This is a genomic window from Pseudomonas sp. 008 (assembly GCF_016861935.1).
In the GTDB taxonomy this organism is placed as follows: domain Bacteria; phylum Pseudomonadota; class Gammaproteobacteria; order Pseudomonadales; family Pseudomonadaceae; genus Aquipseudomonas.
In genome coordinates, this window is record NZ_BOMA01000019.1 from 1 (window position 1) to 14,244 (window position 14,244).

Consider the following 14,244-nt stretch of genomic DNA (forward strand, 5'->3'; position numbering starts at 1 on the left):
AACCATAAGTGGCCGTTACCGCAGAAATGGATATGTACTCAGTCAGCAAGAACCTGGTCGGCTATAAGGCCGCCAAGATCAAAACAAGATCCCGGTCCAAACTGACAGAGCCGTCAGTTACCAGTCACGCTCCTGACCGGCGAACAGGTTTATAAAGGAAGGTATAAACCTGACAAAACCAGACCACTCAGCCCGGCGCCCCACTCGCATGCGAATACAGAAAAAAACCGCCCTGCTCGCCGCCCTTCTGATCACCCTGGCAGCGACGGGCGTTTGGTACGCCACCAAACCCGTCACCACCAAACTGGCCGCCCCCAGCGCCATCCCCGTGCGGGTGGTCAGCGTCGTCGAAAAAGATGTCCCCCGCTACGTCAGCGGCATCGGCTCGGTGTTGTCCTTGCACAGCGTGGTCGTGCGCCCGCAAATCGACGGCATCCTCACCAAACTGCTGGTCAAGGAAGGCCAACTGGTGAACCAGGGCGACCTGCTGGCCACCCTCGATGACCGCTCGATCCGCGCCAGCCTCGACCAGGCCCGGGCGCAACTGGGCGAAAGCCAGGCGCAACTGCAAGTGGCCCAGGTCAACCTCAAGCGCTACAAACTGCTCAGTGTCGACGACGGCGTGTCCAAGCAGACCTACGACCAGCAACAAGCCCTGGTCAACCAACTCAAAGCCACCGCCCAAGGCAATCAGGCCTCAATCGACGCCGCTCTGGTGCAGCTGTCCTACACACAGATTCGCTCGCCAGTCACCGGTCGCGTTGGTATTCGCACAGTCGATGAAGGCAACTTCCTGCGCATGACCGACACCCAAGGTCTGTTCACGGTGACCCAGATCGACCCGATCGCCGTGGAGTTTTCCCTGCCGCAGCAAATGCTGCCGACCCTGCAAGGCCTGATCAACGATCCACAGCAAGCACCGGTCAAGGCTTACATCGGCGCTGACACTGACGGTGAAACCGGCAACCTGCTGGGCGAAGGTCACCTGACCCTGATCGACAACCAGATCAACGCCAACACCGGCACCATCCGCGCCAAAGCCGAATTCGCCAACCCCGCACAGAAGCTCTGGCCGGGCCTGCTGGTGACGGTAAAGATTCAGACAGCGCTGGATAAAAATGCGCTGGTGGTGCCGCCCACGGTCGTACAACGCGGGCTCGATCAACATTTCGTGTACAGGGTCAACGGCGACAAGGTCGAAGCCGTGCAGGTGCAAATGGTTTATCAAGGCAGCGGCCAGGACATTATCAAAGGCGTTAAACCAGGCGACGTGCTGGTCAGCGACGGCCAATCGAGGCTCAAACCCGGCTCGACGGTTCAGGTACTGAGCGAGCCAGCGCAAGTGGTCCAGTCGGAGCCAAAACCATGAAGGGCCACGGTTCCATTTCCGCGTGGTGCATCGATCATCCGGTGGCGACGGTCCTGCTGACCTTTGCCCTTATATTGCTCGGCGTCATCGCCTTCCCGCGACTGTCGATTGCGCCACTGCCGGAAGCGGAATTCCCGACCATTCAGGTGGCCGCGCAGCTGCCCGGCGCCAACCCGGAGACCATGGCCTCGTCGGTGGCCACGCCGCTTGAAGTGCAATTCAGCGCCATCCCCGGCGTAACCCAGATGACCTCGAGCAGCGCCCTGGGCTCGACCATCCTGACCCTGCAATTCACCCTCGACAAAAGCATCGACACCGCCGCCCAGGAAGTCCAGGCCGCGATCAACACCGCCGCCGGCAAACTGCCCAAAGATATGCCCAACCTGCCGACCTGGCGCAAGGTCAACCCGGCTGACAGCCCGGTGCTGATTCTCAGCATCAATTCACCGCAAATGCCCGGCACCGAACTCAGCGATCTGGTAGAAACCCTGCTCGCCCGTCAGATCAGTCAGATCGACGGTGTAGGCCAAGTGAACATCACCGGTCAGCAACGTCCGGCGATTCGCGTGCAGGCCTCGGCGGACAAACTCGCCGCCATTGGCCTGACCCTGGCGGACATTCGCCTGGCGATCCAGCAAACCAGCCTCAACCAGGCCAAAGGTGCGTTATATGGCGAGTCGAGTATTTCGACCCTGTCCACCAACGACCAGTTGTTCCACCCCGAGGATTACAGCCAACTCATCGTTTCCTACAAGAATGGTGCGCCAGTTCATCTCAAGGACGTGGCCAAAGTGGTCAACGGTTCCGAAGATGCCTACATCCAGGCCTGGGCTGACGGCCAGCCGGGGGTGAACCTGGTGATTTTCCGGCAACCGAGCGCCAACATCGTCGAGACCGTTGATCGTATTCAAGCGGCCCTGCCGACGCTGAATGCCATGTTGCCGGCCTCGGTGCAGGTCAAGGTGCTGATCGACCGCACCCAGACCATCCGCGCCTCGCTGCATGAAGTGGAAGTCACCCTGATGATCGCGATCCTGCTGGTGGTGGCGGTGATGGCGCTGTTCCTGCGGCAACTGTCGGCGACCCTGATCGTGACAGCGGTGCTCGGTGTGTCGCTGACTGCCAGTTTCGCCCTGATGTACATCATGGGCTTCAGCCTGAATAACCTGACGCTGGTGGCGATCGTGGTGTCCGTCGGGTTTGTGGTCGACGATGCGATTGTGGTGGTGGAAAACATTCACCGGCACCTGGAGGCCGGCGACGGCATGCGCGAGGCGGCGATCAAAGGCGCCGGCGAGATCGGTTTTACCGTGGTCTCGATCAGTTTCTCGCTGGTGGCGGCGTTCATTCCGCTGCTGTTCATGGGCGGTGTGGTCGGGCGGCTGTTCAAGGAGTTCGCCTTGACCGCGACCTCGACCATCCTGATTTCGGTGGTGGTATCCCTGACCCTGGCACCGACGCTGGCCGCGCTGTTCATGCGCGCACCGGCGCATCATGCCCACAGCAAGCCGGGTTTCGGCGAGCGCTTGCTGGCGCTGTACGATAAGGGCCTGCGCCGCGCCCTCGCCCATCAGACATTGATGATCGGTGTGTTCGGCCTGTCGCTGGGGCTGGCCATTGCCGGTTACATTTTCATCCCCAAAGGCTTCTTCCCGGTACAGGACACCGGATTCGTCCTCGGCACCACCGAAGCAGCTGCAGATATTTCCTACGGCGACATGGTGAAAAAACACTTGGCGATGGCCGAAATCGTCGCCGCCGACCCCGCCGTCGAGACGTTCTCCCACTCGGTCGGCGTTTCGGGCAGCAACCAGACCATCGCCAACGGCCGCTTCTGGATTTCGCTGAAAAAGCGTGGCGACCGCGATGTGTCCGCCAGCCAGTTCATCGACCGGATTCGCCCGCAACTGATGAAAGTCCCGGGCATCGTGCTGTACCTGCGCGCCGGGCAGGACATCAACCTCAGTTCCGGCCCGAGCCGTGCCCAGTACCAATATGTACTCAAGAGCAATGACGGCGCCCTCCTGAGTACCTGGACCCAGCGTTTGACGGAAAAACTTCGCAGCAACCCGGCGTTCCGCGACATTTCCAACGACTTGCAACTGGGCGGCAGCATCACCCACATCAGCATCGACCGCAGCGCGGCGGCGCGTTTCGGCCTGACCGCCAGCGATGTCGACGAAGCGCTGTACGACGCCTTCGGCCAGCGGCAGATCAATGAATTCCAGACCCAGACCAACCAGTACAACGTGATTCTGGAACTGGACACCAAACAGCGCGGCAAGGCCGAAAGCCTCAACTATTTCTACCTGCGCTCGCCACTGAGTGGGGAAATGGTGCCGCTGTCGGCCCTGGCGAAATTCGATGCGCCGACCATCGGCCCGTTATCCATCGCTCACGACGGAATGTTCCCGGCGGCCAACCTGTCATTCAACCTGGCATCCGGCGTGGCGTTGGGTGATGCGGTGATCATGCTCAACCAGGCCAAGGCTGACATCGGTATGCCGGCCGCCATCAGCGGTAATTTCCAGGGCGCGGCCCAGGCGTTCCAGAGTTCGCTGGCCAGCCAGCCGTGGTTGATTCTGGCGGCGTTGGTGGCGGTGTACATCATTCTCGGCGTGCTGTACGAAAGCTTCGTGCATCCGCTGACAATCATCTCGACCCTACCCTCGGCGGGGCTCGGGGCAGTGATCATGCTATGGATCTGCGGCCAGGACTTTTCGATCATGGCGCTGATCGGGCTGGTGTTGCTGATCGGTATCGTCAAGAAGAACGGGATTCTGATGATCGACTTCGCGCTGGATGCCCAGCGCAACCGTGGCCTGCCACCGCTGGAGGCAATCCATGAGGCCTGCCTCACACGGTTCCGGCCGATCATCATGACCACGCTTGCCGCCCTGCTCGGCGCCTTGCCGTTGATGATCGGCTACGGCACCGGCGCCGAACTGCGCCAGCCATTGGGCATCGCGGTGGTCGGCGGTTTGCTGGTGAGCCAGGCGCTGACGCTGTTCACCACGCCGGTCATATACTTGTGGCTTGAGCGGATATTCCATAGACCCACACCAGCACAGCAGCCGGTGCTGGCGACCACAGACTGAGGCGGGGTCATGCGCGTTCTGATTATCGAAGACGAGGAAAAAACCGCGGATTATCTGCACCGCGGTCTGACGGAACAAGGTTACACCGTGGACGTGGCCCGCGATGGCGTCGAAGGCCTGCACCTGGCGCTGGAAAATGACTACGCGGTGATTGTCCTCGACGTCATGCTGCCGGGCCTCGACGGTTTCGGCGTGCTGCGCGCATTGCGTGCGCGCAAGCAAACCCCGGTGATCATGCTCACCGCTCGCGAGCGGGTGGAAGACCGCATCAAAGGCCTGCGCGATGGCGCGGACGATTACCTTGGCAAACCGTTTTCCTTCCTCGAACTGGTGGCGCGCCTGCAAGCGCTGACCCGTCGCAGCGGTGGCCACGAGCCGGTGCAGGTGAGCATCGCCGACCTGTGGATAGATTTGATCAGCCGCAAAGCCACTCGCGCCGGCACCCGCCTGGATCTGACCGCCAAGGAGTTCTCACTGTTGAGTGTGTTGGCGCGCAGACAGGGTGAAATCCTCTCGAAAACCGCCATCGCCGAGATGGTCTGGGACATCAATTTCGACAGCGACGCCAACGTGGTCGAAGTCGCGATCAAACGCCTGCGGGCCAAGCTCGACGGGCCGTTCGACGAGAAATTGCTGCACACCATTCGTGGCATGGGTTATGTGCTGGAGAGCCGTGGTGTCCAGTAACTCCATCGCGCTGCGCCTGAGCGGGATGTTTACGCTGGTGGCGTTGCTGGTGTTCCTGTTGATCGGCGGTGCGCTGTATCAACAGGTCGACAAGGGCTTGGGCCTGCTGCCCGAAGCCGAACTCGACGCCCGCTACAGCGTGCTCGAATCGGCGCTCAACCGTTACGGCACGCCCGAGCATTGGGTGAAGATCAACGCCAAGCTCAAGCTGCTGAGCGAAGAAGATAAACGCATTCGCTTTTGGGTGGTCAGCGGCAATCCCGGTTATGAATACGGCCAACCCGACGCGTCGATCCGCGCGTTCGCACAAGGCCCGTTGGGCATGCGCGACATGGCATTGCCCGACCATCCGTACCCGCTGAAAGTGCTGCTAACCGAGTTGCCAGCCAAGGACCAGCGCCCACCGCTGCGCTTCATGATAGGCATCGACACCGAAACCTTTTACGAGACGCAGCACCACTTGCTGATCGCCCTGATCAGCCTGGCGATCATTGGTGTATTGCTGGCCTCGCTACTCGGTTATTGGGTGGCGCGGATCGGCCTTAAGCCGCTGATCAAGTTGTCGCAGGAAGCCCAGCGCCTGGCGCCACCACGGCTGTCCGGGCGTCTGCAACTGTCGCCATTGCCCCCGGAGCTCGATCAGTTCGTCAGTTCGTTCAACGCCACCCTGGAACGGGTGGAACAGGCCTACTCGCGGCTGGAATCGTTCAATGCCGACGTGGCCCATGAACTGCGCTCGCCGCTGACCAACCTGATCGGTCAGACCCAGGTTGCACTGACACGCGGGCGTTCAGCCGAACACTACTTCGAAGTGCTGCAATCGAACCTTGAAGAGCTTGAACGGCTGCGCTCGATCATCAACGACATGCTGTTCCTCGCCAGCGCCGACCAAGGCAGCAAGGCCACCCAACTGACGTCCACCTCACTGGCCGACGAAGTGGCGACGACGCTGGAATATCTGGATTTCATTCTTGAGGATGCGCAGGTTCAGGTCGAGGTCAGTGGCGATGCGCAGGTGCGAATCGAGATCGCACATCTGCGCCGGGCGTTGATCAACTTGCTGAGCAACGCGGTGCAGCACACCGCGCCTGGGCAAGTGATTCAGGTGCGGATCGAAGTCGAGGAGCACCAAGTGAGCATCGGCGTCGCCAACCCGGGGTCGCCGATTGCCAATGAGCATCTGCCGCGCCTGTTCGAACGTTTCTACCGGGTCGATGCGTCACGCAGTAACAGTGGCAACAACCATGGACTGGGGTTGGCGATCGTCAAGGCGATTGCGCTGATGCATGGCGGGGATGTGTTTGTGCGCAGTGATCATGGGATGAATACCTTCGGGATTCATTTACCGGTTTGATTTCGAAATATGTAGCGACTGTCTGCTGAAAGCAAAAAACACGTTCAACCTATTATTTCTGACAGTAGACAGCTCGATGCTTACGGTCCCAAATGAAGAACCTTGCCATCTCCCAAGATATCGGCAAGACCTCTCTTCATCACGAACAGGAGTTCGGCATGACTACCGAAAATGTAGTGCAAGAATCCAAAGGCACACTGATTGCGACCAAATCCTATGAGGGCCCCATTAATGCGAGTGTCGTTTCATACAGAGAAGGCTCCAGAGACGGCATAACTCTTTACGGGCAGATGTTTACCGACGCTGAAAACTCCAGGGGTATTCAAATCGAGTTTTTTAAAGACGCTGAGGTGGGGGTAGCTTTGCCGGTTGGAGGCAACTGGCCAAAGGTCATTACACTGTCATACTTTCGCCAAGAGGGCTCCCACAGGACTCAGTACACGGCTCAAGCAGGCGATTTAACACTCAAATCATTCGATTATGAAACAAGCTATGCATCGGGGACTTTTAAGTTCTGGGCGGAGGTTGATGGGGGCACGCATGAGTTCGAAGGGAATTTTGATATCCGCCTGATCCCGACGAAACAGTGACTTTCTGCTTACCCCCCTACACCTCCTTGCCAACGTAGTAACTGTTGCCGTGCAGGCAACAGTCCTTATCCTGATCGACTCTTTTTCCCATCCCTGATCCCCCTTATCGTTGCCCCATCAAACAGCACTTGCCAAGCAAGAAGGTTTAAAGATGTCCAACAGTATGGGTATTGCCAGCGCTTTCGTTTTGTCGTCCTTGTTCCTGTCTCCATTCGCCATGGCTGAAGAGTCGCAGACATTCGTCGCACAAAATGCCGAACGCGCCAAAGCCTACGAACAGTATCAAAGCGAACTGACAGCCAAGGCTCAAGAGGCTGCGCAAACCCCTCAAGCGTCGAGCACTCAAGCCCAGCCTCGGGTTGAGAAAGACAGCTGATCCATACGTATCGCTCTGTTTCCCTCGACACTTTTCATCGGCTCTTCCCTTTGAAAAGTTGTCTTCAAAGCCGCTGCTATCAGCGGCTTTTTTTCGTGGTGGTTTTAAACCCCTTCAGTTCGTCTTCCCTGACAACAAACATCCGCACTTCAAAACAATGAAATACTTAGTTGACCCAAGGAGCTTTACCGCACGTGCGTTTCCCTCTCAGATTCAGTCCGCTGTTCATTGCAATCACTGCAACGATGGCCAACAACGCGCAGGCCGACGACGAATCCAGCCGCGAAGGCTTTGTCGATGGGTCGAGCCTCAACCTCAATGCCCGCAACTACTACATGAACCGCAATCGCCTGCAAAAGGCCGATGACAACATCGAGTGGGGTCAGGGCTTTCTCGGCCGCTTCGAATCGGGCTTCAGCCAGGGCACCATCGGTTTCGGCGTTGATGCCCACGCGATGCTCGGGCTCAAGCTCGACGGCGGTGGTGGCACCGACGGGTCGAGCATCCTGCCGATCAGCGATGGCAACGGCAAGGCACCGGGCTCGTTTTCCACGGCTGGCGGCACCCTGAAAATGCGGGCCTTCGATACCGAATTGAAGGCCGGCGACCTGTTCCTTGCCAACCCGGTGATCGCCGGTGGCGAAACCCGCATGCTGCCGCAGACCTTTCGCGGCGTCAGCCTGACCAACCACAGTGTCGACGGGTTGATGATCGAGGGTGGTCAGGCCAGCTTCACCAAACTCTACAACCAGAGCGGCCACACCCGCATCGGCACGTCCTATGGCAGCCTGGCCGATGGCGATGAAAGCCGGCATTTGAATTGGGCCGGCGTGGCCTGGAGCGGCCTGCCGGGTTTGACCAGCAGCCTGTATGCGGCCGAACTCAAGGACATCTGGAACCAGTACTACTACGACCTGGATTACACCTATGCGCTGAATGACTTGGTCAGCCTCAACCCGGGCCTGCACTTCTATCACACGCAAGACACCGGCGATGCACTGCTGGGCAACATCGACAACAACACCTACAGCCTGCATTTCACCGTCGGAGTGGGCCATCACAGCGTCACCGCCGCCTACCAGCGGGTCAACGGCAACACGCCGTTCGATTACATCAGCCAGGGCGACAGCATTTATCTCGACAACTCCCAGCAGTATTCGGACTTCAACGGTCCGAATGAGCGCTCGTGGAAACTCAAGTACGCCTACGACTTTGCTGGCCTCGACATGCCCGGCCTGACCTCGGCGGTGTCCTACTCACGGGGTGAACTGGACCTGACCAAGGTCGATCCGGACAGCCGCGGTTACGCCTCGTGGTACAGCGCCGACGGCAGAAACGCCAGGCATTGGGAACGAGACATCGAGCTCAAGTACGTGGTTCAGGGTGGCAAGGCCAAAGACCTGGCGATGCGTCTGCAATGGGCGTCTAACCGTGGCGGCAACGGTTACGGTGCGCTGGATCAGGACACGGATGAATACCGGGTAATTGTCGACTACCCGCTGAATGTCTTCTAAGCTTCAATTAGCAAAAGGCCAGCATGTTTTGCTGGCCTTTTTTTTATCCGGGATTTATATAGGCGCGCAGGACGCAACCGGTTTCTAGGACTCTGCCCGATTCTTGTAAAAGCACTTTCATAACGCCTTATTTGCAGAAGTCAGAACCATGAGTGTGAACAGTGCGAAATCCCGTGATCCGATCCGTTCGACACGCTCGGAGCGGCTTCTGGTTCTCAGTAGTGTGTTGTTGGTGATTGCAATACTGAGCATCGTCGCGTTCCTGCTGATCCGCGAACACGCCAATGCCAAATTGTCCGCCGCTCGCGCCGCCAACAATATCGTGCAATTGATCGACGCCGACGTGCTGCGCAATGTCGAACTCTATGACGTGTCCCTGCTGGGTTTGATCGCTGCCTCCCAGCGGGAAGACCTCAAGAACGTTTCCCCAGCCATTCGTCACCTGGCCTATTTCGACCGCGCCACTGCCGCGCCGTACAAGGGCAACATCTTGTTGCTCGACAACAAGGGCGACGTGATCGCCGACTCGGCCTCGTTGGAGCCCAGAAAGGGCAACTTTGCTGATCGCGAGTACTTCCAGACCCATATCAACAACCCGGACCCTGGCATGTTCATCAGTCGCCCCTTCAGGGCCCGGCCGCCGGAACAGGATTGGCGGATCAGTTTCAGCCGCCGGGTGAACGGCACCCAGGGTGAGTTCCTCGGCGTGGCCAAAGCCGCCATGCGCTTGAGCTACTTCGATCAGTTGTTCAACAGTTTGAGCATCGGCCGCGACAGTACGGTCAGCCTGATCAGCAAGGACGGGATTCTTCTGGCCCACCAACCCCGCCTGGCCGAAGAGCTGATCGGCAAGGATTTCAGCAACCGCCCCAATTTCCAGCGCATCGTCAAAGAAGGCAACGGCAGCTTCACCGGCATGTCCAGTCGATACAACGATGAGCGCTTGTACACCTTCTCCAAGGTCGGGAATTTGCCGTTGATCGTCATCGTTGCGCTGTCCAGCGATGAAGTCTTTGCGGCCTGGAAGCGCACCGCGGTGGTGGTCAGCTCGGCAACCATTGCCCTGTGCGCAAGTCTGCTGTGGCTGACCTGGTTGCTCTGCCGGGAGCTGCGTCGACGCCAAAGTGCCGAGCAGGAACTGGCACAATTGGCCGCCACCGATCCCTTGACCGGTCTGGCCAATCGCCGAAGCCTGGATCAGGCCCTGCACCATGAATGGTTTCGTGCCCAGCGTTCCGGTCAGCCGTTGTCGCTGTTGATGATCGATATCGATCACTTCAAGGCGTTCAATGATCGCCACGGCCACCAGGGAGGCGACGATGCCTTGCGCTCGGTGGCCAAGTTGATCGACACCCATGTCCGACGGCCGGCGGACATGGTCGCCCGGTATGGTGGCGAGGAGTTTTCAGTGATCCTGGCTGAAACCGACAGCGCCGGCGCCCAACAGATTGCCGAAAAAATCCGTATAGCGGTGGAGCAATTGCCGTTGGTGGGGGGGGATGTCTCGCCAATTACTGTCAGTATTGGTATCAGTACCTGGACGACAGCAACCGACATCAGCCTGGAACAGTTGCTGTTTGCAGCGGACAAGGCGCTGTATCAGGCCAAGGAAAATGGGCGGAACCGGGTGGTCGCTGCGGATTGATCTTTCCCGCAGGCATAAAAAAAGGCCACCCGAAGGTAGCCTTTAAAAAACTAGAGAGGTTTTTTGCTTACACGGCCGCAACAGGACGCATGTAAGAGATCGGTGCGGTGCTGGCGTCTTCGAACGTCACGACTTCCCAAGCATCTGTCTGCTCAATCAACTTGCGCAGCAGCTGGTTGTTCAATGCGTGTCCGGACTTGAAGCCCTTGAACTCACCAATCAGGCTATTGCCCAGCAGGTAGAGGTCACCAATCGCATCGAGGATTTTGTGCTTCACGAATTCGTCTTCATAGCGAAGGCCGTCTTCGTTCAGTACACCATCCGCGTCGACCACAATTGCGTTTTCAACGCTGCCGCCGAGTGCGAGGTTGTGCTTGCGCAGGTACTCGATATCACTCATGAAACCAAAGGTACGCGCGCGGCTGACTTCTTTTACGAACGAAGTGCTGGAAAAATCCACGCTTGCACTTTGTGTGCGGTCACGGAAAACCGGGTGATCGAAATCGATCTCGAAGCTCACTTTGAAACCTTCGAAAGGGACGAAAGTGGCGCGCTTGTCGCCGTCTTCCACTGTCACTTCCCGCAGGATCCGGATGAACTTCTTGGCGGCGTCCTGCTCTTCAAGGCCGGCCGATTGAATCAGGAATACGAAGGGTCCAGCGCTACCATCCATGATCGGGACTTCGGACGCGGAGAGCTCGACGTAGGCGTTATCGATGCCCAGGCCAGCCATGGCCGAGAGCAGGTGCTCCACCGTGTCCACTTTGACGTCACCGTTAACAAGCGTGGTCGACATAGTGGTTTCGCCAACGTTTTCCGCGCGGGCAGGAATCTGCACCACAGGGTCGAGGTCAGCACGACAAAACACAATGCCGGTGTCGACAGGCGCTGGCTTGAGGGTCAGGTAGACCTTCTCCCCGGAGTGCAGGCCGACACCTGTGGCACGGATAATATTCTTCAGGGTGCGTTGTTTAATCATGGCATGGGCCGCTTCAGCGCAAATTGCGAACTGGTATCAACAAAGGCTGGCGATGATAGCAGACCAGACCTTTGCTGAACACCAATCACCCTAATACCCCTGATACATTTCATCAATCGGCCTGACGACGCAGGAAAGCCGGGATGTCCAGATAGTCCAGATCATCTTGCGGGTTCATCTTCGCGGCAGTCGCAGCACCGGCCTGAGCCTGGTTGCGCATGACGGTCGGACGGTCCAGGTCACGGTAGTTCACCGCAGGCTGTTCCTGACGAACAGGGGCTTGTTGTTGTGGCTGGGAGGCCATCGAGGTGTGAACGGTGTTGTCGATGACCTTCACAGGCTTCTCGATTTTAGCGCCCAGACCTGTGGCAACCACAGTCACGTGCAGCTCGTCGCGCATGTCCGGATCGATAACGGTACCGACCTTGACCATTGCGTGCTCGGATGCGAAGGCTTCGATGATGCTACCCACGTCGGAGTACTCACCCAGAGACAGGTCAGGACCGGCGGTGATGTTCACCAGGATGCCGCGTGCACCTTGCAGGTTCACGTCTTCGAGCAGCGGGTTGCGAATGGCCGCTTCGGTCGCTTCACGTGCACGGTTCGGACCGCTGGCGCAGCCAGTGCCCATCATCGCCATGCCCATTTCGCTCATTACGGTACGTACGTCGGCGAAGTCGACGTTGATCATGCCCGGACGCTTGATGATGTCGGAGATACCGCGAACGGCGCCGGCCAGTACATCGTCGGCCTTGGCGAAAGCCGACAGGAGGCTTGCGTCTTTGCCGAGGATGGTCAGCAGCTTCTCGTTGGGAATGGTGATCAACGAGTCGACGCTTTCAGACAGCAGACGGATACCTTCGTCGGCGAGCTGCATGCGCTTGCGGCCTTCGAACGGGAACGGACGGGTCACCACCGCAACGGTGAGGATCCCCATTTCCTTGGCCACTTCAGCAATGATTGGCGCTGCACCGGTACCGGTACCGCCGCCCATGCCGGTAGTGATGAACACCATGTTGGTGCCCTGCAGGACTTCGGCAATGCGCTCACGGTCTTCGAGAGCGGCCTGACGACCTACTTCAGGGTTGGCGCCGGCGCCCAGACCTTTGGTCACGCTGGTGCCCAGTTGCAGAATGGTGCGCGCGCTGATGCTTTTCAGCGCTTGGGCATCAGTGTTGGCGCAGATGAATTCAACGCCTTCAATGTTGCTCTTGACCATGTGATTGACAGCGTTGCCGCCGCCTCCGCCAACACCGATAACTTTAATAACCGGGCTTGCGGGGATGTTGTCTACGAGTTCGAACATTTTCCCTCTCCTTACATTCTCTAGTTTTTTCGCCTACTGCTTTTGAAGCGGTGTTGCGGTAAAGCTTTAGAAATTGCCTTGTACCCAGCTCTTGATGCGATCGAGCAGAGCGGCTTTCGGTTCGTCATTGCTGTAGCTGTCGCGGCTGCCGATGCCCGAGAACGAAATCCCGTCGGACTGCTTCTGCAGGCCGTACATCAACAGGCCAACGCCGGTGGAATAGATCGGGTTGCGGACCACGTCGTCCAGACCCTTGACGCCATGGGGCACGCCCAGGCGAACCGGCATGTGGAAGATCTCTTCGGCCAGTTCGACCGCGCCTTCCATCTTCGACGTACCGCCGGTCAGCACGATGCCGGCCGGGATCAGGTCTTCATAGCCGCTGCGACGCAGTTCGGCCTGAATCAGGGTGAACAGCTCGTCGTAACGCGGCTCGACCACTTCGGCCAAGGCCTGGCGGGACAGTTCGCGCGGTGGACGGTCGCCGACACTCGGCACCTTGATGGTTTCACCGGCACCGGCCAGTTTGGCCAGGGCGCAGGCATAGCGAATCTTGATTTCTTCGGCGTACTGGGTCGGGGTGCGCAACGCCATCGCGATGTCGTTGGTCACCTGGTCGCCCGCAATCGGGATCACCGCGGTGTGACGGATCGCGCCTTCGGTGAAGATCGCGATGTCGGTGGTACCGCCGCCGATGTCCACCAGGCACACGCCCAGCTCTTTCTCGTCGTCGGTCAGGACCGAATACGCGGAAGCCAGTTGCTCAAGAATGATGTCGTCGATTTCCAGGCCGCAGCGGCGCACGCATTTTTCAATGTTCTGTGCGGCGTTGACGGCGCAGGTGACCACGTGAACCTTGGCTTCCAGACGCACGCCGGACATGCCCAGCGGCTCGCGCACGCCTTCCTGGTTATCGATCACATAATCCTGCGGCAGGGTGTGCAGCACGCGCTGGTCAGCCGGGATTGCCACAGCCTGGGCGGCGTCGAGGACGCGCTCAAGGTCGGCAGAGCTGACTTCGCGATCACGAATCGCCACGATGCCGTGGGAGTTCAGGCTGCGGATGTGATTGCCGGCCACGCCGACGAACGCCGAATGGATCCGGCAACCGGCCATCAGCTGCGCTTCTTCGATAGCGCGCTGGATCGACTGGACGGTGGACTCGATGTTCACCACTACGCCTTTTTTCAGGCCGCGGGACGGATGTGTACCGATCCCGACGATTTCGAGCGTGCCGTCGTCCGCGACCTCGCCGACCAGCGCCACCACCTTGGAGGTGCCGATATCGAGACCGACGATCATTTTGCCGCTTTGCACGTTTGCCAT

Annotated in this window: 11 protein-coding genes; 8 read left to right on the forward strand and 3 right to left on the reverse strand. The window is 58.9% G+C overall.

The features are described 5' to 3' along the window. Positions 1-208: 208 nt before the first annotated feature. The 8 genes from JUI81_RS28895 (at position 209) to JUI81_RS28930 (ending at position 10,633) form a co-directional block, all read left to right on the forward strand. Entirely contained in the window at positions 209-1,369 is a 1,161-nt protein-coding gene (locus JUI81_RS28895; protein ID WP_204125513.1) for an efflux RND transporter periplasmic adaptor subunit, read from the forward strand. Then, complete coding sequence (locus JUI81_RS28900) at positions 1,366-4,467, forward strand: multidrug efflux RND transporter permease subunit (protein ID WP_019582343.1); 3,102 nt, start codon at positions 1,366-1,368, stop codon at positions 4,465-4,467. Before JUI81_RS28895 ends, JUI81_RS28900 begins: the two co-directional genes overlap by 4 nt. A 9-nt stretch (positions 4,468-4,476) precedes the next feature. Beyond that, complete coding sequence (locus JUI81_RS28905; protein WP_018930141.1) at positions 4,477-5,154, forward strand: heavy metal response regulator transcription factor; 678 nt, start codon at positions 4,477-4,479, stop codon at positions 5,152-5,154. After that, complete coding sequence (locus JUI81_RS28910) at positions 5,144-6,508, forward strand: heavy metal sensor histidine kinase (RefSeq protein WP_019582345.1); 1,365 nt, start codon at positions 5,144-5,146, stop codon at positions 6,506-6,508. Before JUI81_RS28905 ends, JUI81_RS28910 begins: the two co-directional genes overlap by 11 nt. Before the next feature lie 92 nt (positions 6,509-6,600). Beyond that, positions 6,601-7,098, forward strand: a complete 498-nt coding sequence (locus tag JUI81_RS28915) for a hypothetical protein (RefSeq protein ID WP_019582346.1) — start codon at positions 6,601-6,603, stop codon at positions 7,096-7,098. 151 nt (positions 7,099-7,249) lie between these two features. After that, positions 7,250-7,474, forward strand: a complete 225-nt coding sequence (locus tag JUI81_RS28920) for a hypothetical protein (protein ID WP_019582347.1) — start codon at positions 7,250-7,252, stop codon at positions 7,472-7,474. Positions 7,475-7,668: 194 nt separating this feature from the next. Beyond that, on the forward strand, positions 7,669-8,988 hold the full coding sequence (locus JUI81_RS28925) for an OprD family porin (RefSeq protein ID WP_204125514.1): 1,320 nt from the start codon (positions 7,669-7,671) through the stop codon (positions 8,986-8,988). Between the two features lie 148 nt (positions 8,989-9,136). Further along, on the forward strand, positions 9,137-10,633 hold the full coding sequence (locus JUI81_RS28930) for a sensor domain-containing diguanylate cyclase (RefSeq protein ID WP_204125515.1): 1,497 nt from the start codon (positions 9,137-9,139) through the stop codon (positions 10,631-10,633). 67 nt (positions 10,634-10,700) lie between these two features. Here the strand turns inward: JUI81_RS28930 and lpxC are convergent, their stop codons facing one another. The 3 genes from lpxC to ftsA all read right to left on the reverse strand — a co-directional run bounded on the left by lpxC (position 10,701) and on the right by ftsA (position 14,244). Further along, positions 10,701-11,612, reverse strand: a complete 912-nt coding sequence (lpxC, locus tag JUI81_RS28935) for a UDP-3-O-acyl-N-acetylglucosamine deacetylase (RefSeq protein ID WP_007939852.1) — start codon at positions 11,610-11,612, stop codon at positions 10,701-10,703. 112 nt (positions 11,613-11,724) lie between these two features. Further along, a complete protein-coding gene (gene ftsZ / locus JUI81_RS28940) occupies positions 11,725-12,918 on the reverse strand; it encodes a cell division protein FtsZ (RefSeq protein ID WP_007939850.1) in 1,194 nt (397 codons plus the stop codon). A gap of 66 nt (positions 12,919-12,984) precedes the next feature. Beyond that, positions 12,985-14,244 (reverse strand): cell division protein FtsA, encoded by a 1,260-nt coding sequence (gene ftsA / locus JUI81_RS28945; protein ID WP_007939849.1) that lies wholly within the window; start codon positions 14,242-14,244, stop codon positions 12,985-12,987.

Bases quoted from the DNA above. Each gene is read 5' to 3' on its own strand.
- ftsZ (WP_007939850.1), bottom strand. From the start codon at position 12,918: ATGTTCGAACTCGTAGACAACATCCCCGCAAGCCCGGTTATTAAAGTT.
- JUI81_RS28930 (WP_204125515.1), top strand. From the start codon at position 9,137: ATGAGTGTGAACAGTGCGAAATCCCGTGATCCGATCCGTTCGACACGC.
- JUI81_RS28900 (WP_019582343.1), top strand. From the start codon at position 1,366: ATGAAGGGCCACGGTTCCATTTCCGCGTGGTGCATCGATCATCCGGTG.
- lpxC (WP_007939852.1), bottom strand. From the start codon at position 11,612: ATGATTAAACAACGCACCCTGAAGAATATTATCCGTGCCACAGGTGTC.
- JUI81_RS28905 (WP_018930141.1), top strand. From the start codon at position 4,477: ATGCGCGTTCTGATTATCGAAGACGAGGAAAAAACCGCGGATTATCTG.
- JUI81_RS28920 (WP_019582347.1), top strand. From the start codon at position 7,250: ATGTCCAACAGTATGGGTATTGCCAGCGCTTTCGTTTTGTCGTCCTTG.
- JUI81_RS28915 (WP_019582346.1), top strand. From the start codon at position 6,601: ATGAAGAACCTTGCCATCTCCCAAGATATCGGCAAGACCTCTCTTCAT.
- ftsA (WP_007939849.1), bottom strand. From the start codon at position 14,244: ATGGCAAACGTGCAAAGCGGCAAAATGATCGTCGGTCTCGATATCGGC.
- JUI81_RS28895 (WP_204125513.1), top strand. From the start codon at position 209: ATGCGAATACAGAAAAAAACCGCCCTGCTCGCCGCCCTTCTGATCACC.